The 19,224-nt window shown below is 73.0% G+C and carries 19 protein-coding genes and 2 pseudogenes; 7 read left to right on the top strand and 14 right to left on the bottom strand.

Features of this window, described 5'->3' with window-relative positions:
* Nucleotides 1–298: 298 nt before the first annotated feature.
* On the bottom strand, nucleotides 299–859 hold the full coding sequence (locus tag A8W25_RS29400) for a GNAT family N-acetyltransferase (RefSeq protein WP_067167040.1): 561 nt from the start codon (nucleotides 857–859) through the stop codon (nucleotides 299–301).
* A gap of 245 nt (nucleotides 860–1,104) precedes the next feature.
* Here A8W25_RS29400 and A8W25_RS34590 point away from each other — a divergent pair, with 245 nt between their 5' ends.
* Complete coding sequence (locus tag A8W25_RS34590) at nucleotides 1,105–1,275, top strand: hypothetical protein (protein WP_199831856.1); 171 nt, start codon at nucleotides 1,105–1,107, stop codon at nucleotides 1,273–1,275.
* Between the two features lie 52 nt (nucleotides 1,276–1,327).
* Here the strand turns inward: A8W25_RS34590 and A8W25_RS29395 are convergent, their stop codons facing one another.
* Both A8W25_RS29395 and A8W25_RS29390 read right to left on the bottom strand, forming a co-directional pair.
* Complete coding sequence (locus tag A8W25_RS29395; protein WP_067167038.1) at nucleotides 1,328–1,870, bottom strand: FABP family protein; 543 nt, start codon at nucleotides 1,868–1,870, stop codon at nucleotides 1,328–1,330.
* 95 nt (nucleotides 1,871–1,965) lie between these two features.
* Complete coding sequence (locus tag A8W25_RS29390; RefSeq protein WP_067167035.1) at nucleotides 1,966–2,805, bottom strand: class I SAM-dependent methyltransferase; 840 nt, start codon at nucleotides 2,803–2,805, stop codon at nucleotides 1,966–1,968.
* Between the two features lie 186 nt (nucleotides 2,806–2,991).
* On the opposite strand from A8W25_RS29390, the gene A8W25_RS29385 reads away from it, so the two are divergent.
* Nucleotides 2,992–3,921 carry a PhzF family phenazine biosynthesis protein gene (locus A8W25_RS29385; RefSeq protein WP_079126472.1) on the top strand — a complete coding sequence of 310 codons (930 nt, stop codon included), beginning with the start codon at nucleotides 2,992–2,994 and terminating at the stop codon, nucleotides 3,919–3,921.
* On the opposite strand, the gene A8W25_RS29380 is transcribed toward A8W25_RS29385, so the two are convergent.
* Nucleotides 3,838–5,274 (bottom strand): amidase, encoded by a 1,437-nt coding sequence (locus tag A8W25_RS29380; RefSeq protein WP_067167031.1) that lies wholly within the window; start codon nucleotides 5,272–5,274, stop codon nucleotides 3,838–3,840. The two genes, A8W25_RS29385 and A8W25_RS29380, sit on opposite strands and share 84 nt — an antisense overlap.
* A gap of 133 nt (nucleotides 5,275–5,407) precedes the next feature.
* Here A8W25_RS29380 and A8W25_RS29375 point away from each other — a divergent pair, with 133 nt between their 5' ends.
* Nucleotides 5,408–6,043 (top strand): TetR/AcrR family transcriptional regulator, encoded by a 636-nt coding sequence (locus A8W25_RS29375; protein WP_067167028.1) that lies wholly within the window; start codon nucleotides 5,408–5,410, stop codon nucleotides 6,041–6,043.
* A 159-nt stretch (nucleotides 6,044–6,202) separates the two neighbouring features.
* Nucleotides 6,203–6,703: a hypothetical protein gene (locus tag A8W25_RS29370; protein ID WP_067167385.1), complete on the top strand. Its 501-nt coding sequence runs from the start codon at nucleotides 6,203–6,205 to the stop codon at nucleotides 6,701–6,703.
* On the opposite strand, the gene A8W25_RS29365 is transcribed toward A8W25_RS29370, so the two are convergent.
* Nucleotides 6,695–8,068, bottom strand: a complete 1,374-nt coding sequence (locus A8W25_RS29365; RefSeq protein WP_067167027.1) for a cytochrome P450 — start codon at nucleotides 8,066–8,068, stop codon at nucleotides 6,695–6,697. The genes A8W25_RS29370 and A8W25_RS29365 overlap by 9 nt on opposite strands.
* Nucleotides 8,069–8,301: 233 nt before the next feature.
* On the opposite strand from A8W25_RS29365, the gene A8W25_RS29360 reads away from it, so the two are divergent.
* The 3 genes and pseudogenes from A8W25_RS29360 (at nucleotide 8,302) to A8W25_RS33060 (ending at nucleotide 10,098) form a co-directional block, all read left to right on the top strand.
* Entirely contained in the window at nucleotides 8,302–9,687 is a 1,386-nt protein-coding gene (locus A8W25_RS29360) for an endonuclease/exonuclease/phosphatase family protein (RefSeq protein WP_067167024.1), read from the top strand.
* Nucleotides 9,663–9,755 (top strand): annotated as a pseudogene (locus A8W25_RS35280) (hypothetical protein); the annotation flags it as partial. The gene A8W25_RS29360 and the pseudogene A8W25_RS35280, both read left to right, overlap by 25 nt.
* Nucleotides 9,756–9,834: 79 nt before the next feature.
* Nucleotides 9,835–10,098, top strand: coding sequence for a TipAS antibiotic-recognition domain-containing protein (locus A8W25_RS33060; protein ID WP_067167022.1), 264 nt, complete (start codon nucleotides 9,835–9,837; stop codon nucleotides 10,096–10,098).
* A 177-nt stretch (nucleotides 10,099–10,275) separates the two neighbouring features.
* Here the strand turns inward: A8W25_RS33060 and A8W25_RS29350 are convergent, their stop codons facing one another.
* From A8W25_RS29350 to A8W25_RS29310, 9 genes and pseudogenes are all read right to left on the bottom strand, one after another.
* Nucleotides 10,276–11,142, bottom strand: coding sequence for a phosphatidylinositol-specific phospholipase C/glycerophosphodiester phosphodiesterase family protein (locus A8W25_RS29350; RefSeq protein ID WP_067153929.1), 867 nt, complete (start codon nucleotides 11,140–11,142; stop codon nucleotides 10,276–10,278).
* A gap of 186 nt (nucleotides 11,143–11,328) precedes the next feature.
* Nucleotides 11,329–11,985, bottom strand: a complete 657-nt coding sequence (locus A8W25_RS29345; RefSeq protein ID WP_067167019.1) for an ABC transporter ATP-binding protein — start codon at nucleotides 11,983–11,985, stop codon at nucleotides 11,329–11,331.
* Nucleotides 11,978–12,889, bottom strand: a complete 912-nt coding sequence (locus tag A8W25_RS29340) for an ABC transporter ATP-binding protein (protein ID WP_067167383.1) — start codon at nucleotides 12,887–12,889, stop codon at nucleotides 11,978–11,980. The genes A8W25_RS29345 and A8W25_RS29340 overlap by 8 nt, the downstream gene beginning before the upstream one ends.
* A 56-nt stretch (nucleotides 12,890–12,945) precedes the next feature.
* Entirely contained in the window at nucleotides 12,946–13,821 is an 876-nt protein-coding gene (locus A8W25_RS29335; protein WP_067167016.1) for an ABC transporter permease, read from the bottom strand.
* A complete protein-coding gene (locus A8W25_RS29330) occupies nucleotides 13,814–14,779 on the bottom strand; it encodes an ABC transporter permease (RefSeq protein ID WP_067167014.1) in 966 nt (321 codons plus the stop codon). Before A8W25_RS29330 ends, A8W25_RS29335 begins: the two co-directional genes overlap by 8 nt.
* Nucleotides 14,780–14,802: 23 nt before the next feature.
* Nucleotides 14,803–16,407 (bottom strand): ABC transporter substrate-binding protein, encoded by a 1,605-nt coding sequence (locus A8W25_RS29325; protein ID WP_067167012.1) that lies wholly within the window; start codon nucleotides 16,405–16,407, stop codon nucleotides 14,803–14,805.
* A gap of 108 nt (nucleotides 16,408–16,515) precedes the next feature.
* Complete coding sequence (locus tag A8W25_RS29320) at nucleotides 16,516–17,613, bottom strand: acyl-CoA dehydrogenase family protein (RefSeq protein ID WP_067167010.1); 1,098 nt, start codon at nucleotides 17,611–17,613, stop codon at nucleotides 16,516–16,518.
* Nucleotides 17,610–18,803 (bottom strand): acyl-CoA dehydrogenase family protein, encoded by a 1,194-nt coding sequence (locus A8W25_RS29315; protein ID WP_067167008.1) that lies wholly within the window; start codon nucleotides 18,801–18,803, stop codon nucleotides 17,610–17,612. Before A8W25_RS29315 ends, A8W25_RS29320 begins: the two co-directional genes overlap by 4 nt.
* A pseudogene (locus tag A8W25_RS29310) lies at nucleotides 18,800–19,177 on the bottom strand (zinc-binding dehydrogenase); the annotation flags it as partial. The gene A8W25_RS29315 and the pseudogene A8W25_RS29310, both read right to left, overlap by 4 nt.
* Nucleotides 19,178–19,224: the final 47 nt, after the last annotated feature.

Here is a 19,224-nt window from a genome sequence, read left to right as displayed (position 1 = left end):
GTGCACGGACCGCGCGTACCGTCCCCCGTGGCGTGGAGGTGCCGCTACGGGGGAGTGGGGGGCAGGTGGTCGGGAGAGGGGGGCAAGTGCCGTCCCCGCCACGCTAGGGCGCTTCTCCGCGGTAGGTAATCCCGCAGTTTAGGGATTGCAAAATGACGCGGAGGGTGAGGCCGTGGGGAGGGATCTCTGGCTGAAACGCGGCCAGGAACGACGAGTTGGCCGCGGCGAGGGGTTGGCCGGAACGGCACGGAGCCCGGACGGCGATGCCGACCGGGCTCCGTGTCCGTGACCGTGCTGCTCAGTTCGCCTGCCGGGCCGCCCGCCACTCCGGCGCGAGCACCGACCAGATCTCCTCGTCGTGCCGCTTGCCCCGGTAGAGGTAGCTCTCGCGCAGCACCCCGTCCTTCGCCATCCCGAGCCGGCGGGCCACGGCGATACTGGGCTCGTTCTCGACCGAGACCCACCACTCCACCCGGTGGACGCCCCGCTCCTCCACGGCCCAGTCGATGATCACGCGCACGGCCCGGGTCACGAGCCCCCTGCCCACCGCCGACGGCTCCAGCCAGCAACCCGCCTCGGCGGTGCCCTGGGCGGCGTCCAGCTTCCGCAGCAGCACCGCGCCGACCAGGGTGGCGCCGGTCCAGATGCCGAGGAGCCGCCCGGTGTCGGCCGCGGCCTTCTCCGCGTACGCCTGGAGGAACGCCCGGCTCGACGCCAGGTCGGCGACGACGTCGGGCAGACCGTTGTGCCGCCCGATGAACTCCCGCCCCCGGTCCACGTGGGCGAGGAACTCCTCGGCCTGCCACGGCTCGATCGGACGCAGCTCAGCGCCGTCGTCGCCCAGGGATATCGCGTACATCGTCACCCTCCACACGGTCGGAACCAGCGCCCGCGGCGCGGAGCCATGGCGCGAAAGCGATCTTCGCAGGTCCTTCGCAGCGGGTTCCAGCCCTTGGGTGCCGCGCACGGGAGCCATGTACGGACGCCACGCACGGGCGCCATGCACAGGGGCCGCCCGAAATGCGATCTTAGTACGCATATGCGAATCTGGTGTGATTCATCCCCTGTGATTCATCCTCCGAGACGCTTGAAGGAGGCATCGTCGTGGGCAAGAAGCAGACCCGACAGAACCGCGGCGCCCGCACCGGCGGCCACGAACGCAGTGCGACGGCGGAGACGAAGGAGCCGACGAGGTCACCCGCCGCACAGGACGTGGTGCGTCCGGCCCCGCAGGAGGTCTCCCACAAACAGCCCCGGAAGTTCGGGCACAACTGACCCTTTCCGCGCGGCAGGCTCACGAGCCGATGTCCGGGGCGGGCCAGGGCGGCTAGGACGTCCGTCGCAGGCGGGCCGAGAGGTGGTGCTGGAGCGGCTGCCCGACCGCCGCGAGATCGTGGACGAAGGTGAGCGTGTCCTCGTCGGCGAGGGTGTAGCGGCGCCGGGTCGCGGTCACCTCCTTGGCGGTGGGGGTGAGGGCCACCTGGCCGGTGGAGAGGTCGACCGTGTTCTCGCCCGCGTGGCCGACGGCGATCTCCGCGATGCCGGTGGGCTGGGTGATCAGCGCCTCCACCCGTCCGTCGGGCTGGATCCGCCACCAGCCGCTCTCCCGGGCGGAGGGACGCAACGGGGTGTCGTCGGCGCCGAGCAGCCAGGCCCGGGCCTCGTAACGGAGGAACGGGCGGCCGTCGTGGCTGAACGTCACCTCCTGCGCGTAGGCGAAGTCCCCGCTGATCGTCGGGTACTCACCCTGGCCCCGACCGTGCCAGGTGCCGAGGAAGCCGAGCACCGGCGCCAGCAACTCGTGCGGCGCGGGCACGTCGTCGGGCCGCAGGCTGTCGGGGTACGGGTTGTCCAGTACGGGGTCGAACACGGGGTGCGCTCCTGAGGTCGGGGTCGGTGGCCGGGCCGGTACCGGGTGGGTGAAGCCTAGAGCGTCGTCCCCTCGGCGACGGGCTCACCGCCCCGTCACCGACGGACGGCTGTCCCGTTTCGCGTCGCGGTGACCGCCACCGTCGCGTAGCCCATGGTGAAACCGCCGCCCACCGCGTCGATGGCGGCCCCGATGCCCTCCAGCACCTCCGCCAGTCGGTCGGGCGGGAGCCTGGTGAGGACGCCGTGGGTGGGCACCTGCTCCAGCCACGCCTCCCGGCTGTAGGACCACTCCCAGTCGAAGCGCCACTGCTCGGGCTCGCTGAACACACCGGCCCCGCGCATTCCGTCGGCCGCCTTGGTGAACAACGCCCGATACGCGTCCAGGGGTTGCCTGGTCACCGCTTCCAGGTCGAACGGCGAGTCCGGCAGCACCCGCCGGTAGACCGCGGCGAAGGCCTCCGCCACCTCGGGCGGCAGCTGGAACACGTTCCAGAACGCCGCCAGTCGACCCCCGTGCCGCAGCACTCGCGAGGCCTGGGCCGCACCCGCCGCCGGGTCCACCCAGTGCCAGGTCTGTCCGGCGACGACCGCGTCGAACTCCCGCCCGCCGGGATCCCACGCCTCGAACGTCGCCACGTCGACCTCGACCCCGAGCCGACGCGCCACCTCGGCCATACGCGCGTCCGGCTCGACCCCGAGCACCTCGCAGCCGACCGCCTGGAACTGCCGGGCGACGATGCCGGTCCCGCAGCCGACGTCGAGGATGCGGACGTCCGGCGTGCGGGCGGTGATCCGGTCCACGAGGGCGGCGGGGTAGCGCGGTCGCGCCCGGTCGTATCGCTCGGCTTCGGTGCCGAACGACCCGGCTGCTCCCCGCAGTTGATGTGTCTCGGCCTCGGAAGAGCGCCGCGGCTCCGGCGGTAAGGTGGGCATGCGCCCACTATCGCGGGCGTGTGCCCATGCGTCGACCCTGCGCGGGTCCGCCGCCGGAGGAAGTGCGCAAGGGTATGACCAGGGTCCTCGCCACCGTCGTACCGTGACGATACCCACCCCGAGGTCAGACCACCCACCACGAATTGGCCTTGGCGTGGCTCGATCGGCCCTTCTACGGTCCGAGTCATGCGTATGCACGTTGTCGACGCCTTCGCCGACCGTCCGTTCGCCGGGAACCCGGCGGGTGTGTGTCTCCTGCCCGCCGGGGAGTGGCCGGAAGGGTGGATGCGGCAGGTGGCGGCGGAACTGAACCTCTCCGAGACGGCGTTCGCGCGCCCGTCGCCGCCGGGTGCCGACGCCGACTGGGACATCCGCTGGTTCACTCCGCTCGTCGAGTCGCGGCTGTGCGGCCATGCCACATTGGCCACAGCACATGTGCTGCGCACCGAGCGGGGGCTCCTCGGTGCCGTGCGCTTCCGCAGCCGGTACCACGGCGTCCTGGTCACGCACGCCGCCGAACACGGCGGTATCACCTTGGACTTCCCGGCAGCCCGGGCCACGGAAGTGCCCGCCCCGGTGGGGTTGTCCGAGGCGCTGGGGGCCGAGCCCGAGGCGACCTTCCGGTCCGGCGCGCTCGGCGACCTGCTGACCGTGCTGCCGGACGAGTCGGTCGTCCGCACCCTGACTCCCGCCCTCGGCGCCCTGGCCACCCTGACGGACCGTGAGGACCTGCGCGCGGTCATCGTCACGGCCCCGGCGGACGCCATGGCGGGGGACGGTGTGGCACACGACTTCGTCTCCCGCTTCTTCGCCCCGGCCCGGGGCATCCCGGAGGACCCCGTCACGGGCAGTGCCCACACCGTGCTCGCCCCCTACTGGTCGGGCCGCCTGGGCCGCGACCGGCTCACCGGCATCCAAGTGTCCGCCCGCACGGGCCTGGTGCACACGGTGCTGCACGGTGACCGCGTCCACCTGACCGGGAACGCCGTCACCGTCATGCGCGGAGTCCTGGAGCCCGGCGGCCCCGGAGTCCTAGGACCCGCCCACCCCGACCCCGCGCGGATCCACGGGCGTCAGCACTCCGAGCCGGTCCTCGACCGCCTGGGCAGCCGCTAGGCACAGGTCCTCGCGGAAGGGCCGCCCGATGATCTGCACCCCGCAGGGGAGCCCGTCGGTCAGCCCGGTCGGTACGGCCACCGCCGGTACGCCGACGAAGCTGGTCGCCGTGCACAGGCGCATCGCCGAGGTGACGCGGTCCCGGCCCGCCCTGTCGCGCGACTCCAGACCGGGCTCGACCGGCGGCTCGGTGAACGACGGGCCGAGCACGAGCGGGTAGGTGTCCAGGAACTCGGCCCAGGAGCGGCGGAGGTTCATCCACGTACCCATCAGCTTCATGAGCTCGTCCACACCGGTGACCGGCGGGGTCCGCTCCATCGCCATCTCGATGTAACGGTCGCCGCCGTCGCCGAGGAGGGTGCGCACCACGGGCCAGTTCGGGGCGAACTCGGTCATGGTGATCCGGTCGTACGCTTCGAGGGTCTCGTCCAGCCTCGGTACGTCCGGCACTTCGCGCACGTCGTATCCGGCGTCGCGGAGCGCGTCCGCCGCGCTCCGGACGGCCGCCGCGACGGCGGGGTGGACGCCGCGGGCGCCCGGGTCCGCCACGACGGCCACCTTCGCGGCTCCGGGCAGGGGTTCGCCGTACGCGGGTACCGGAACAGCCCGGGGGTCGCGGGGGTCGGTCCCGGCGAGCACCTCGTAGGCCAGGCGCAGGTCGGCCACGTTCCGGGCCAGCGGGCCGTCGGTGACCAGCATCTGGGAGGCCGGGCCCGGGTCCTGCGGACCGAGGATGCGGTGGTCGGCGGGGAAGCGCCCGGGGGTCGGTTTGAGCCCCGCCACTCCGCAGAACTGGGCCGGGACGCGGATCGACCCGCCGGAGTCGTTGCCGAGACCGAGCGCCGCCATCCCCGTGGCGACGGCCACCGCGTCACCCCCGCTGGTGCCACCGGGCGTCCGGCCGGGGTCCCACGGGTTGACCGTGTCGCCGAACAGTTCGCTGCGGGTGTGCATCCCGGCCAGGATCAGGGTGGGCATGTTGCTGTGCCCGATCGGCACGGCGCCGGCGGCACGCAGCCGGGCCACCGGGGGTGCGTCGGCCGGGGCGACCAGTTCACGGAAGCGCGCCACACCGAAGGTGGTCGGCACACCCTCGATCGCGGTGGACTCCTTCACCGTGAACGGTACGCCCGCGAGCGGCCCCAGTACGTCCCCCGCCGCCCGCCTGCGGTCGGTCTCCGCGGCGGCCTCGCGGGCGCGTTCGGCCAGGAGCTGGGTGACCGCGTTCACCCGCGGGTTGACCGCGGCGATGCGCTCCAGATGACTCTCGACCAGCTCGACGGCCGACACCTTCCCGCTCCGTACGGCTGCCGCCTGTGCCGCCGCGGGCCTCCGCCACAACGCGTCCTGCATGGTTCGCACGCTCCCCTACTCGTTCCGATGCGCTCGCATCGGAACCATAACCCGGGTTCCGATGCGAGCGCATCGAATAGAGTGGGCGGAGCGCGACAGCCGCGGTGAGCACGGCAGAGGGAGGCGGACCGGGATGCCCAGGCAGGTGGACCACGAGGGCCGGCGTCGTGTGATCGCCGAGGCGGTGTGCCGACTGGCCGACGAACGCGGCCTGGAGGGCGTGACCCTGCGCGATGTCGCCGCCCGTGCGCAGGTGTCGATGGGCGCGGTGCAGCGCTGCTTCCGCACCAAGGAGGAGATGCTGGTGTTCGCCCTCGGGGCCGTCGGCGAGCGGATCAACGAGCGCGTACGGGCCCGCCTCGTCGCGAGCCCGGCACAGTCGGCCGCGTCCGCGCTGGGCCACGCGGCCACCGAGATCTCCCTGCTGCGGGAAGAACACCGTGCCGAGGCCAGGGTGTGGCTCGCCTTCGTCGCCCAGGCGGCGGTCAGCGAAGCGCTCGCGGGCACACTGAAGGCGAACTACGCGGCCCTGCACGAGGCGTTCGCCCGCCTCATCGCGGAGGCCGACGAGAGCACCACGTATGTGGAGCCCCTCGACGCACAGCACGAAGCCCGCGCGCTGCTGGCCCTGGCCGACGGCCTGACCGCACACGTCCTGATCGGCCACCTCACCGCGCGCCAGGCCCAGGACGTGCTCGACACCCATGTGAGCCGGCTGTGGCAGCGGCCGACCGGCGCCCCCGCCGCGGGCAGCCGAACCGATCCGTGAGGTCCCCCGCGCCGGACAGGGTGGGAAACGCGGTGCCATGGGTCCAAGGCGCCTCTCTGTACGGTGTCTTGGGCAGGGTGCGCCGCACCACGGCCAGAGAGAGGGAGTTGCATGGTGGAAGCGTCACCGCCCCCGGCTGCCGACCGCAGGGTCGGCAGCATGGTCGGACTCTTCTGGATCAGCGGGGACGAGGTATACCTCGGCACACCGCCGACGCCCGAGGGGGCGGGCGTGCTCCTCTCCCCGGCGGGGGTGCGGATCACCGGGGACGCCCCGCGGGAATGGCGCTGGTCGGACGTGATGGACCTCCAGGTCACCGACGCACCGGTCCGCTCCGCACTCACCCGGTGGGCGGCCCGCGCGCTGAGCGTGGCGGCCGCGGCCCTCGACGCGTGGGTTCCTGACGGCCCGCCGGAGATGACGGTCGTCATCACCACGGCGGAGGGGGACCGTGTCGAGACGCCCGTGTTCTCGGGCGCCGCGACCGCCTATACCGAGCGAGAGGTCGATATCTCGCTCGGGTTGCTCGCCCGTTTCACCCGAGGCGAGTCCTCGCCTGCCGTACTGACGCACTGGTGGAACGAAGTCCGGCCCGGCGAAGTCCTGCGGTCCCGCGACCGCGAGGCCGTACTGGAGGGTTGGCTGGCCACGTCACACTGACGGTCCCGAATCGCCCGGTGTGTTGCGGGGGGCGCAGGTCATGTCGAGCGGGCCCGGACCCAGTGTGCCGCGCACCCGTACGTGCAAAGTGGCCTCCGGGTCGGGGACCAGATCCCAGCGGGTGCACACCGTGGCGAGGGCCAGGGTCATCTCGGTGAGGGCGAACTGGTCGCCGATGCACTTGCGGTTGCCGCCCCCGAAGGGCACGTGCGCACCCCGGGGCAGCGCGTCCGCCTCGCCGGTGGCCCAGCGGTCCGGGTCGAAACGCTCGGGATCGGGGAACAGCTCGGCCTGGTGGTGCAGGAGGTACGCGCTGTAGAGGAGGGCGGTGCCCTTGGGCAGGGGGTGTCCGGCGAGGGTGGTGTCGGCGGTGGTGACGCGGGTGAAGAACCAGCCCGCGGGGTACATACGCATCACCTCGTGGATGATGCGCTGGGTATAGGCGAGCCCGTCGAGGTCGGCGGGTGTGGCGGTGCGCCCCGCCAGCGTCGCGTCCACCTCGGCGTGCAGCTGTTCCCGTACCTTCGTGTCCTGGCTGATCAACCACAGGGCGAAGGCGAGAGTGTTGGCGGTGGTCTCGAAACCGGCGCCGATCATCACCATCAGCTGGTCGCGGATGTCCTCGTCGGACATGGGCTCGCCCGTGTCGTCGTCGTGGGCGGCCAGCAGCACCGACACCAGGTCGTGCTCGCCGGGCGCGGCCCGGCGGGCGGCGATGATGTCGTCGATGGCGCGGTGCAGCCGCGTACAGGCGCGGCGGTAGCGCAGGTTGCCCCGGGTGGGCAGGCGGTAGAGCGGTCCCAGCGGCAGCATCACGCGCTGGTAGATGCCGTCGATGACGGTGTGCAGGCTCTCCAGCACCTCGGCCACCGCCGAGTCCTCCGCCTCCGCGGCCAGCACGCTGCGGGTGACGATCCGCAGGGTCAGGGTGGTGAGCGCGGCGGTGACGTCCAGCCGCTGACCGGGCTGCCAGGCGGTGGTCATACGGTCCACCTCCTCGCCCATCACCACCGCGTACCCGTCGATCCGGCCGGGCTGGAAGGCGGGCTGCATCTGACGGCGCTGCCACCGGTGTTCGCGCCAGCCGGCCATGGGCAGACTGCTGCCGAACAGCACGCGCGCCTTGTCGAAGAACGGGCCGCCCTTGTCGAAGGTCCGCGAGTCGGTGAGCATCTGGTGCGCCGCGTCCGGACGGCAGACGACATAGGCCGGCCAGGGGCCCATCCCGATCCGTACCAGGTCCCCGTGGGCCGGCAGCGAGGACAGGAACTCCAGCGGGCGGGCGTGGAGTTGCCAGGCGTGGCCGAGCAGCGGCAGGCCGCCGGGAGCCACACCGGCGCGCGCCGGTGAGGGGGTGGTGGTCACAGCGGGACACCTCCATGAAGGACATGCCGGGCCCTGTGCGCGGCAGGCCGTCGGCTTCCGACTATCCTCCCCAGGCACCCGTACGGGAACCCGGCGCGAAGCAGCCCGGGAGGGCGCGGCAGGGGACCGGCAGCGACCCCTGGCCTGCGGGTGCCGGGCCGCCGTGGAGGTGCGGGAGCAGGAGCACGCATCCACCTGGCAGGTCGACATCAGCGGTTCTCTATCCTCCCGGTATGAAAAATCGTCTGCGCCTACCGCGGCTGCTGGCCGCCGCGCTGATCGGGGCGGTCCTGCCGGCTCTGCTCGGCGCGCCCGCCACGGCGGCCGCGCCGCCGCCCCCCAACACCTCGAAGTCGGCCGGACAGCAGTGGGAGCTGCTCTCGCTCGCCACCGGAAAGTACGTCTCGGTGGAGGCGTCCAGCGGCGATGAACTGCACGCGCGGGCGGGTACGCCGGGTATCACCGAGCAGTTCACCCTGCACACCGACAACGTGGCCAAGGGGGCGACGGTCGCTCTCCGCTCGCAGGCCAACGGTGCCTATGTGGCGGCGGAGTTCGGCGCCGGGGCCGACGGCCGGTACGGGAAGCTGCGCGCCCGTACCGAGGGGCCGCCCGCCGGCTGGGAGAAGCTGGAGCTCGTGCCGCAGCCGCAGGCGGGCGCCGACGTCTACGCCCTGCGCTACCACGACGGCACGCGGGAGCGCTATGTGACGGCCGACGCGGGAGCGACCGGCGACGGGCTGCTCCAGGCCCGTGCCACGGCGGTGGCCTCGTGGGAGCTCTTCCGGCTGCTTGCCGTGCCCGCACCCGCCGACCCGCCACCGCCGCCGGCCGCTTCCCCGCGCGCCATCAAGGCGCTGACCTGGAACGTGTGCGCCGACAACAACAAGAACTGCGGCTTCTACCACACGGCGGCGGGCCCGCTGGCGGAAGAGATCACGGCCCGCGCCAAGGCAGCCGGAAACCCCGATGTGATCCTGCTGGAGGAGTTCTGCGAGAAGCTCGCCAAACCCGTGGAGCTGGCGCTGGAGACAGAGCTCGGCGGCGGCTGGGACGTACGGTTCGCGCCGGTTCAGTACGAGGTGCCCGGGACGAAGGTCAAGGCGCGGAAGAACTGTCAGCCGGACGCGTCGGGAGCGGACCGGGGAGCGTACGGTGTGGCGCTGGCGGTGCCGGAGGAGAACACCTGGTACCGGGCGGTCGAGCTGCCCTCCCCGCCCGGCGTCGAGCAGCGCACCGCGCTGTGCGCCACGGTGGCGTCCTGGGCGGCGCAGGTGTGCGCCGCGCACTTCAGCACCGGCGGCCCCGGCTATGACGACCCCGAGCGCGTATTCCAGCCGCAGCAGGCTCAGGCGCTGCGGCAGGCGGCGTCGCTGCCCGGCTACCGCCCGCTGCTCGGCGGTGATCTGAATGCCGCGCCCTCGACCGGTGTGCCGGCCACGCTGTACTCGGCGTACGAGGAGTGCGACGCCCACTCGGCGACGCCGAACCGGCCGACAGCGGGCAGCAGCAAGATCGACTACCTGTTCGGCGGGGGCACCTGGAGCGGCTGCGGGGTCGCGACGGACACCGGCTCCTCCGACCACCGGGCGGTGTGGGGCACACTCACTCTGTCCTGAGGCGGGGGCGCCCGAGCGGACACCGCCACTACGTAGAAGCCGATCTGCTGCGGCTCCAACAGATCCTGCTGATGCGGGAGTTGGGTCTGGGGCTGCGCGAGATCCGGGCGGTTCTGGACAGCCAGGTCGACCAGGTGGCGGTCCTCCGTGAGCACCACCGGCGGCTGCCGCTTCGCGGAGTTGATGGTGGCCGGCACCCCGGTCGACGATGGTGCGGTGCAGGCCGAAGTCGACGTCCACTACCAGGGCGTCTGCCGCTTCTGGCCCCCGAACGCGGCCGCGTACAAGGGCCTCGGCCGGACGTATGTCGACGACCCGCAGTTCCGGGTGAACTTCGACAGGATCGCCGAGGGGCTCGCGGTCTACCAGCGCGACGCGATGGTCGTCTACGCCGACGCCCGGCTGGACTGACCGGCGGTCGGCGCGCTCGGGGTGCTCCGCGTGGCGGGCCGGGGCACACACCCGGCCCGCCCGCCGTGACGTGTGGCGGAGGAGGCGGGCCGGTCGGGCGTATGGCGTGTCCGCCGTACGGGTGTTGACTGCGGGTGACGGCCCGGAAGGGGTGCGGCGTGGGTGCGTGCGCCCGGACTACTCCCCGTGTGCGCGCAGGAAGCTCTCCAGGCCCGCGAGGTCGTCGGTGTTGATGTGGTCGACGTCGGCGGCGAGCAGTTCGCGCCACAGGGCGTCCCGCTCGGGCCCGGCCAGGTCCGGGGTGGCCCAGAACCGTACGCGCTGGCGGTGGGCGTGGGCCTGGGCCACGATCGCGCGCAGCTTCTGGCGCTCGGCGGCCGGGAACGGCCCGGCGCCGAGCCAGCTGAAGCTCTGCGTCCAGTTGCTGCTGATCAGCGGGATGAAAGCGGCGGTGGCGGCCGTGCCGAGGTCCTCCAGGCGGCCGTCGTAGAAGGCGTGCCGCACCTTCTGCGCCTCCATGGGCACCCGGGCGGCGCGGTCGCCGGAGATGACGGGGGTGACGGCGCCGGTCGTGACGCGGCCGTGCGCGTAGCTGCTCAGCATCCGGCGGTACGGCCGCAGCCGCCGGTCGAGTTCGAGGTAGGCGGCGGCGCCGTCGGTCTTGATGTCGACGAGGAGCTGTACGGGGCGGTGGTAACCCCGGTACACCGAGCCGTGGTTGGCGCGGACGCGGGCCATCAGCGGGTCGAGGTAGAGCTTTTCGAGCGTGCAGGCCGGGTCGAGGTCGGACGGGTCGTGGGCCACCAGGAGCTGCCCGTCGACCAGGAAGATGTCGGCCTCGACACTGGTGAACCCGTGCCCGAGGGCGTCGAAGAGCGGGTGCGGGTGCGCGAAGTCGTTGTGCGCGTGGGTCCGGCGCAGCGGTCTGGGCCCGGCGGGGCGGGCGCAGGGGCGCTCGGCCGCGCCGGCGGCGGGCGCGATGGCGGCGGAGGCGGCGGCCGCGGCGAGGGCGGCGACGGCGCTGCGGCGGGTCGGTCGAGCCATGGGGTGCTCCCGGGGCGGTGGGACGGGCGGACGCGACCGAGTATGCGGGCCCGCCCACGCCGACCGGCAGGCTGCTTCGCAGAGTTGGCCGGTACTTCGCCGCCCGGTCACCCGGTGGCCGGGCGGCGGGGCCGCGCGAGAGGCCTCGTGGCCGGGCGGCGCACGGGAACGGTTGTCGCAGGGACGTTACTGCGACAGCTCGCCCCACTCCGCCGCCCGGTCGCACCACCGCGACAGCAGGGTGCGGTCGTGGCCCACCGCGAGGAGGGACGCGGACGTCTGGGTGCGGTAGCGCTCGACCACCGCCACGAGGGCCGCCGTCGTCGAGGCGTCCAGCATCGCCGTCATCTCGTCGCAGACCAGCAGCCGGGGCCGCAGCACCAGGGCGCGGGCCAGACAGGCGCGCTGGAGCTGGCCGTCGCTGACCTCGTGGGGGCGGCGGTTGAGCAGATCACCGCCGAGGCCGACCAGGTCGGCCAGTTCGTCGACGCGCTCGCGGACCTCGATCTGGCGGCCGGTCGCGCGCAGCGGCTCGGCGACGATCTCCCGCAGCCGCAGCCGGGGGTCGGCGGCGAGCCGGGGCGACTGGAAGACGACTCCCACGGTGGTGCGCAGCGCGCGCGGCGCGCGGTGGCGCCAGTCGGTGACGAGGGCGCCGTCCAGGGTGACCGTGCCGTCGTCGGGGCGATGCAGCAGCGCCGCGACCCGGGCCAGGGTGGACTTGCCGCAGCCGCTGGGGCCGAGCAGACCGACCGCCTCGCCGGGGGCGACGGCCAGGCTCACCCGGCGGACGACCGGGCTGCCGCGCTCGTAACCGGCGGTGATGTTCTTCAGGTCAAGCACGGCCGGGCTCCTCCAGATGGTGACAGGCGACCTGGCCGTCGAACGGCGGCAGGGTGCCGCACTGGCCGGTGGCCCGTTCGCAGCGGGGCGCGAACGCGCAGCCCTCCGGCAGATCGCCCAGCTCGGGCGGCATCCCGGGGATGGGCGCGAACGCCCGCTCCGGGAGCGCGTCGAGCAGGCCTCGAGCATACGGGTGACGGGGTCCGGTCCCGCCGAAATACGAGGTTGCGTCGGCGAGTTCGACGACCCTCCCGGCGTACATCACGGCCACCCGGTCGGCGATCCGCTCGGCCGCCGCCAGATCGTGGGTGATCATCAGCAGCGCCCGGCCGTCGTCGGCGGTGCGGCGCAGTTCGTCGGCCGTGCGGTCCACCAGGTCGCGGTCGAGCCCGGTCGTCGGCTCGTCCGCGAGCAGCAGCGGCGCGTCCCCGACGAGGGCGAGCGCGGTCGCGGCGCGCTGGGCGAGGCCGCCGGACAGCTCGTGCGGATGGCGGTCGAGGTGCCCGGGCGGGAACGCGGCGCGCGCGGCGGCCGCCTCCGTCGCCGCGCGCAGCTCGCGCCGGGGGGTGCGGGTGAGCTCGCGCAGGGTCTCGGCGAGCTGCGCCCGTACGGTGCGCACCGGTGTGAGGTGGGCGGCCGGGCTCTGCGGTACGAGACCGATGCGGCGCCCCCGTACCGTACGGGCGAGTGTGCGTTCGTCGGCGGCGAGCAGGTCGACGGGGTCGCCGCCGCCGTGCAGCACCGCGCTGCCCGCCGTCTCGGCGTTGCCGGGCAGCAGGCCGAGGAGCGCGGAGGCGAGGACGGACTTGCCGCAGCCGCTCTCGCCGACCAGGGCCAGACACTCCCCCGCCGCGAGGTCGAAGGAGACGTCGGTGACGGCGGCGACATGGCGGCCGCCGCGCATCCGGAAGCGTACGGACAGGCCGCGTACCGAGAGGACCGTGGTCACAGCAGCCTTGGTCACAGCATCAGCTCCGATCGGCGGCGCGGGTCCAGGCGTTCGCGCCAGGCGCCGGCCAGGCCCGCGACGGCGAGGGTCGGGACGATGAGCAGCAGGCCGGGGAAGAGGGTCGGCCACCAGTGACCGGCGAGCAGCGAGCCGCGCGCGGACTGCACGAGGTTGCCGAGGCTGGCCTGGTGGCTGGGCAGGCCGAGGCCGAGGAAGGAGAGCGCCGACTCGTGCCACATGGCGTGCGGCACCATGAGGACGGCCGCGAGCCCGGCCTGCGGCAGGACGCCCGGCAGCAGATGACGGGTCGTCACCCGCAGTCGGGAGGCACCGCCGGAGATCGCCGCGTCGATGTAGGGGCGCGAGCGCAGGGAGAGCACCTCGGCGCGCACGATGCGGGCGGTGGACAGCCAGTGCGTCACGGCGACCGAGGCGATCACCGGCCACACGCCGGGGCGGAACATCGCGACCACGAAGATGCCGAGAAGCAGGTGCGGCACCGACGAGAAGACGTCCACGAGCCGCATCACCAGCCGGTCGGTCCAGCCGCCGAGGGCGGCGGCCGCCGCGCCCACGACCGTGCCGACGACGGTGGCCACCAGCGCGGCCACCACACCGACGAGGAGCGAGATCCGCAGCCCGTAGACGCAGCGCAGCAGCAGGTCGCGGCCGACGTCGTCGGTGCCGAACGGGTGCTCCCAGGACGGCGGGAGGAGCTTGTGCGAGAGGTCGACGGCCTGCTGGTCGAGGTGGGCCAGCGGCGGTACGAGGAGGACGGCGAGGACGGCCGCCGCGAGGATCACGGCGGAGGCGCGCACCCTCAGGGTGCGGGTGGAGCGGCGGGTGCGCCCGCGCGGGCGCCACACAGTGGTCGCGGTGTCAGCCATCGAATCCCACCCTCGGGTCGGCGAGGCCGTAGAGCAGGTCGGAGAGCAGGTTGCCAACGAGCACGGCGGCGGTGGCGAGCACGGTCAGCGCGGCGAGCAGCGGGAAGTCCACCGAGGTGGCGGCCTGCACGGTGGCCGCGGCGATGCCGGGCCAGCTGAAGACGGTCTCGACGAGCAGGGCGCCGGTGATGAGTTCGGGCACGCGCGAGCCCACGAGGGTGAGCATCGGCAGCATGCCCGAGCGCAGGGCGTGGCCGAGCAGGACGGTCCGCTCGCTCAGGCCGCGCGCGCGTGCCCCGCGCACCGGGTCCTCCTCCAGGGCGTCGGCGACGCCCTGGCGTACGTACAGGTAGAACCAGGGAAGTTGGGAGATGCCGAGGACGGCGGCGGGCAGCACGAGGTGGCTGGCCACCTGGCCGAAGGAGACCGTGTCGCTCGCCGTGTCGGTCAGCCCGCCGGCGGGCAGCACATCGAGCCTGAGCGCGAAGAACCAGATGGCGAGCAGCCCGAGCCAGAAGGCGGGCGCGGCTTCCAGGGTGTACGCGAGGGAGCTGACGCAGCGGTCGAGCCGGCCGCCCGGGCGGCGCGCGGCGAGCACGCCGAGCGCGGTGCCGAGGAGGATCGCGACCAGGAAGGCGGTGGCGGCGAGCAGCACCGACCAGCCGAGCCGTTCGCCTACGACGTCGGCGACGGGCTGGCGCAGGGTGCTGGAGTCGCCGAGGTCGCCGGTGAGGGCGGCGGTCAGCCACTGCCACCAGCGGGTGACGAGCGGCTGGTCGACGCCGAGATTGGCGCGCAGCTGGTCGAGGTTCTCCTGTGAGGCCGTGAGCCCGGCGGTGCCCGCGTACGCCTTGACCGGGTCGAAGGGGGAGGCCGCGGCCACGGCGAACACGCCGAAGGTCACCACCAGCAGGACGGGGGCGGCGAACAGGGTCCGCCGCCCCGCCATCCGTGCCATCGGCCCCCAGGGGAGGCGGCGGCTCACTTCTTCGGCGTCCAGGTCTCGACGTTCCACCACGGACCGGAGGCGAGGCCGTGGTCGTGCGGCTCGGTCTGGGTGGAGAGGCCGTCCCAGCGGTCGGCCACGACGTAGAGGTGGTCGATGTGGGTGAGGAAGGTGTAGCCGGGGTTCTTCACCAGCTCGCGCTGGATGGTGTCGTACGCGGCCTTGCGCACGGCCGCGTCACCGCTCTTGCGTCCGTCGTCGAGCGCCTTGTCGACGGCCGGGTCGGCGTACCACGCCATGTTGTTGAAGCCGTCGCCGCCGAGGGAGGACTTGAGCAGCGCGTACTGGTCGAAGTCGGGGTCGCCGGGCGAGCCGCCGCCCGCGAGGACCGCCTCGTCCTTCATCTTCGGCTCGATGACCTCCCAGGTGCCGGACCGGGTGGTGATGGCGATGCCCGCCTTCTTGGCGTCGGAGGCGTAGGCGAGGGCGTGGTCCTGGCGGAGCTTGTCGCCGGAGAGGTACCAGAGCGGGAAGGCGGCGCGGACGCCGTCCTTCTCGCGGATGCCGTCGGCGCCGGGCTTCCAGCCGGCCTCGTCGAGGATCTTCTTCGCCCCGGCCAGGTCGTGCCGCCGCTCGGTGCCCTTGGCGAACCAGGGGCTGCCGGTGGGGACCGGCCCGTAGGCGGGCTTGCCGGCGCCGTCGAGGATCTTGTCGACCATCGCCTGGCGGTCCACGGCGAGGTCGAGCGCGCGGCGCACGGCGGTGTCGCCGGTGACCTTGTTGCCGGTGGGCAGGGTCACGTTGCGGTAGTCGTAGGTCTTCGCCGTGTGGATCTTCTTGTGCTTGTCCTTCTCGAAGCCCTGGGCGAGGTTGGGCGGCAGGATCGCGCCGTCGAGGTCGCCGGAGCGCAGCCGGGTGGCGCGCACGTCGTCGTCCTTGATGATCGCCATGGTGAACTTCTTCACCTTGGGCGCGCCGCCCCAGTACGACGGGTTGGCCTCGAACGCGATCTTCTCGCTCCTGGACCACTTGACGAGCTTGTACGGCCCGGTGCCCACGGGAGCGGTGGCGAAGTCGCCGGTGTTGACGTCCTGCTTGCCCGCGATGTGCTCGGGCACGATCGGCAGCACCGTGCGCTGCGCGAAGGGCGCGTAGGGGTACTTGAGCGTGAAGACCACCGTGTCGTCGCCGTCGGCGCGGACCTCCTTGACGGCGTCGAGCTCGCCCTTGGCGGGGTTGTTGGTCTTCGGGTCGAGGATCGTCGAGTACGTGAAGACGACGTCCTTGGCGGTGAACGGCTTCCCGTCGCTGAACGTCACGCCCTTGCGGAGCTTGTACGTGTAGGTCAGCCGGTCGGCGCTCACCTCGGGCAGGGCGACAGCGAGCGCGGGCTTGAGCGCCATCTTCGCGTCGAAGGTCAGCAGCCCGTCGAAGATCTTGGAGTTGCCGTCCTTGCCGTAGCCGAGGAGCGGGCTGAGCGTCTCGGGCTCGTACGCGATGCCGACGACCGCCGAGTCCTTGGCGCCGGTCTCCCGGCCGCCGCCGGGACTCGAACAGGCGGCCGCGGTGAGGGCCAGTGCTCCGGCCAGCGCCGCGGCGCCCGCTCCTCGCATCGCCCTGTGGATCGATCGGGCGACCATGCCCCACACCCCTTATTGAAGATCGACTGTTATTGCGAACTGATCGCAACAGTTCGCAATTTAAACAGCACGCAAAGGGGCGGTCAAAAACGGGACACTCGGCGCAGACTATGCAGGTCCGGGCAGCCCCACGATCTCCGCGACCGACGCGCGGTGCTCACCGGCCGAACCCAGCGCGCCCTGCGCCGACTTGGCCCGCTTGAGGTAGAGGTGCGCGGGGTGCTCCCACGTCATCCCGATGCCGCCGTGCAACTGGACGCACTCCTCGGCCGCGTGCACCGCGACCCGTGAGCAGTACGCCTGCGCGACCGCCACCGCGAGCGGCACGTCCGGGCTCCCGCTCGCCAGCGCGTCGGCCGCGTTGCGCGCGGCGGCCCGAGCCGACACCACCTCCAGCCACAGCTGCGCCATCCGGTGCTTGAGCGCCTGGAAGGAACCGACGGGCCGGTTGAACTGCTTGCGGTCCCGGGTGTACGCGACGGTCTCGGTCAGACACCACTCCGCGACGCCCAGTTGCTCGGAGGCGAGCAGCCCGGCACCGGCGAGCAGACCCCGGCGCACGGCGGCCCGGCCGGTGCCCGCGTCCGCCAGCGGCGTGCCGCGCACCCCGTCGAGGACGACGTCGGCCAGGGGGCGGGTGAGGTCGAGCGGGGTGAGCGGGGTGATCGTCGCCTCGCCGGCCCCGACCGCATAGAGCCCCTGCCCGGTGGGCACGAGCAGCACGTCGGCGGTGTCGGCGTCCGCCACGGTCCGCACGACCCCGTCGAGCCCGCCGCGCAGCCGCAGCGAGTCGGGCCCGTACGAGAACGGCACGGCCAGCGCCGCGGTCCTGCGGCCCGACGCCAACTCGCCGAGGAGCGCGGCGACTTCCGGGACAGTGGTGTCCAGGCCGAGCAGTGTCTCGGTGGCGACGACGGAGCTGGTGAGGTACGGGACCGGGGCGACGCTCCGGCCGACCTCCTCCAGCACCACGGCGGCCTCGCGATGTCCCGCGCCCTGGCCGCCCAGCTTCTCCGGCACAAGGAGACCCGCGAGCCCCATCCCGGCGCCGAGCGCCTGCCACAGCCGGGGGTCGTAGGGGGTGCCGGACTCGGCGCGGGCGAGCGCGGACGGGGTGTCGGTGCGGTCGGCGAGGAGGGAGCGCACGGCGGCCCGGAGGTCTTCCTCGGCCTCCGAGTACAGCAGGTCGGGGGCGGTCTCGGTCATCGGGCCAGGTCCTTCCAGGCGACGTCCTTGTCGTTGCGCGGCTCGGCGGGCAGCCCGAGGACGCGCTCGGCGACGATGTTCAGGAGTACCTCGCTGGTGCCGCCCTCGATGGAGTTGCCCTTCGAGCGCAGATAGCGGTATCCGGCGTCGCGGCCGGTGAAGTCGACGAGTTCGGGCCGGCGCATGGTCCAGTCGGAGTACAACAGCCCCTCCTGCCCGAGGAGTTCGACCTCCAGACCGCTGATCTCCTGGTTGAGCCGGGCGAAGGCGAGCTTCATGCCCGAGCCCTCGGGGCCGGGCTGGCCCGCGACGAGCTGCTGACGCAGCCGCTCCCCGGTGAGGCGGGCGACCTCGGCCTCCACCCAGAGGGTGAGGAGGCGCTGGTGCAGGTCGTGGGTGCGCAGCTCGGGGCGCTCGCGCCAGGTCCTGGCGACCGGCCCGATCATGCCGCCCTCACGGGGCAGGCGCATCCCGCCGATGGAGACCCGCTCGTTCATCAGGGTGGTCTGGGCGACCTTCCAGCCCTCGCCGACCGCGCCGAGGCGGTGGGCGTCGGGGATGCGGACGTCGGTGAGGAAGACCTCGTTGAACTCGGCCTCACCGGTGATCTGGCGCAGCGGGCGCACCTCGACACCGGGGTCGGCCATGTCGCACACGAAGTAGCTGATGCCCTGGTGCTTGGGCAGGTCGGGGTCGGTGCGGGCGATCAGGATGGCCCAGCGGGCGAGATGCGCGCTGGAGGTCCACACCTTCTGCCCGTTGACGACCCAGCTGTCACCCTCGCGCACGGCCCGGGTGCCCAGCGCGGCGAGGTCGGACCCGGCGCCCGGCTCACTGAACAGCTGGCACCACACCTCCTCGCCGACCCACAGCGGCCGCAGGAACCGCCGCTTCTGCTCCTCGGTGCCGTACTTGAGCACGGTCGGCGCGGCCATCCCGAGCCCGATCCCGATCCGGCGCGGGTCGTTGTCGGGCGCGCCCGCCGCCGTCAGCTCGGCGTCGACGACCGGCTGGAGCGAGCGCGGCACCCCGAGCCCGCCGAGGCCCACCGGGTAGTGCACCCAGGCGAGCCCGGCGTCGAAGCGGGCCTTGAGGAAGTCGAGCGCCTCGGTCGTGGCAGGCGGGTGCGCGGCGAGCAACTCCCGGGTACGGGAGCGCAGTTCAGCCGCGTCGGACTGCTGCTCGCTCATCGGCCGGCTCCGTCCGGGAGCACGACCACACGGCCGGTGGTGGTGCCGTCGGCGACCCGCTGGACGGCGGCGGCAGCGTCCTTCATCGCCACCCGCTCGCTGATCAGCGGCTTGACGGCGCCCTTGGCGGCGAGCTCGGTCAGCTGCTCGTGGCAGCGCAGGATCGACGCGGGGTCCTTCTGCGCGTACAGGCCCCAGTGCAGGCCCACGATCGAGTAGTTCTTCACCAGGGCGTGGTTCAGGGCGGGGGCGGGGATGCTGCCGCTGGCGAAGCCGACGACGAGGATGCGGCCCTCGAAGGCGACGCACTTGGCGGACTTGGCGTACGCGTCGCCGCCGACCGGGTCGTAGATCACATCCGCGCCGCGCCCGCCCCCCCATCACCACGTCGTTCCCCGCGAGCACCAGCCGGAGCCGCCCC

Source organism: Streptomyces sp. ERV7, assembly GCF_001653515.1.
Taxonomy (GTDB): Bacteria; Actinomycetota; Actinomycetes; order Streptomycetales; family Streptomycetaceae; genus Streptomyces.
The sequence above is the reverse complement of the archived record's forward strand: the minus strand, read 5'-3'. Positions and strand labels throughout refer to the sequence as shown.

Excerpts from the sequence above, each read along its gene's own strand:
- A8W25_RS29335 (WP_067167016.1), bottom strand. The coding sequence starts at position 13,821 with ATGGCTGACACCGCGACCACTGTGTGGCGCCCGCGCGGGCGCACCCGC.
- A8W25_RS29330 (WP_067167014.1), bottom strand. The coding sequence starts at position 14,779 with ATGGCACGGATGGCGGGGCGGCGGACCCTGTTCGCCGCCCCCGTCCTG.
- A8W25_RS29340 (WP_067167383.1), bottom strand. The coding sequence starts at position 12,889 with ATGCGCGGCGGCCGCCATGTCGCCGCCGTCACCGACGTCTCCTTCGAC.
- A8W25_RS29350 (WP_067153929.1), bottom strand. The coding sequence starts at position 11,142 with ATGGCTCGACCGACCCGCCGCAGCGCCGTCGCCGCCCTCGCCGCGGCC.
- A8W25_RS29375 (WP_067167028.1), top strand. The coding sequence starts at position 5,408 with ATGCCCAGGCAGGTGGACCACGAGGGCCGGCGTCGTGTGATCGCCGAG.
- A8W25_RS29385 (WP_079126472.1), top strand. The coding sequence starts at position 2,992 with ATGCGTATGCACGTTGTCGACGCCTTCGCCGACCGTCCGTTCGCCGGG.
- A8W25_RS29360 (WP_067167024.1), top strand. The coding sequence starts at position 8,302 with ATGAAAAATCGTCTGCGCCTACCGCGGCTGCTGGCCGCCGCGCTGATC.
- A8W25_RS29370 (WP_067167385.1), top strand. The coding sequence starts at position 6,203 with ATGGTCGGACTCTTCTGGATCAGCGGGGACGAGGTATACCTCGGCACA.
- A8W25_RS29320 (WP_067167010.1), bottom strand. The coding sequence starts at position 17,613 with ATGACCGAGACCGCCCCCGACCTGCTGTACTCGGAGGCCGAGGAAGAC.
- A8W25_RS29400 (WP_067167040.1), bottom strand. The coding sequence starts at position 859 with ATGTACGCGATATCCCTGGGCGACGACGGCGCTGAGCTGCGTCCGATC.
- A8W25_RS29390 (WP_067167035.1), bottom strand. The coding sequence starts at position 2,805 with ATGCCCACCTTACCGCCGGAGCCGCGGCGCTCTTCCGAGGCCGAGACA.
- A8W25_RS29380 (WP_067167031.1), bottom strand. The coding sequence starts at position 5,274 with ATGCAGGACGCGTTGTGGCGGAGGCCCGCGGCGGCACAGGCGGCAGCC.
- A8W25_RS29325 (WP_067167012.1), bottom strand. The coding sequence starts at position 16,407 with ATGGTCGCCCGATCGATCCACAGGGCGATGCGAGGAGCGGGCGCCGCG.
- A8W25_RS29315 (WP_067167008.1), bottom strand. The coding sequence starts at position 18,803 with ATGAGCGAGCAGCAGTCCGACGCGGCTGAACTGCGCTCCCGTACCCGG.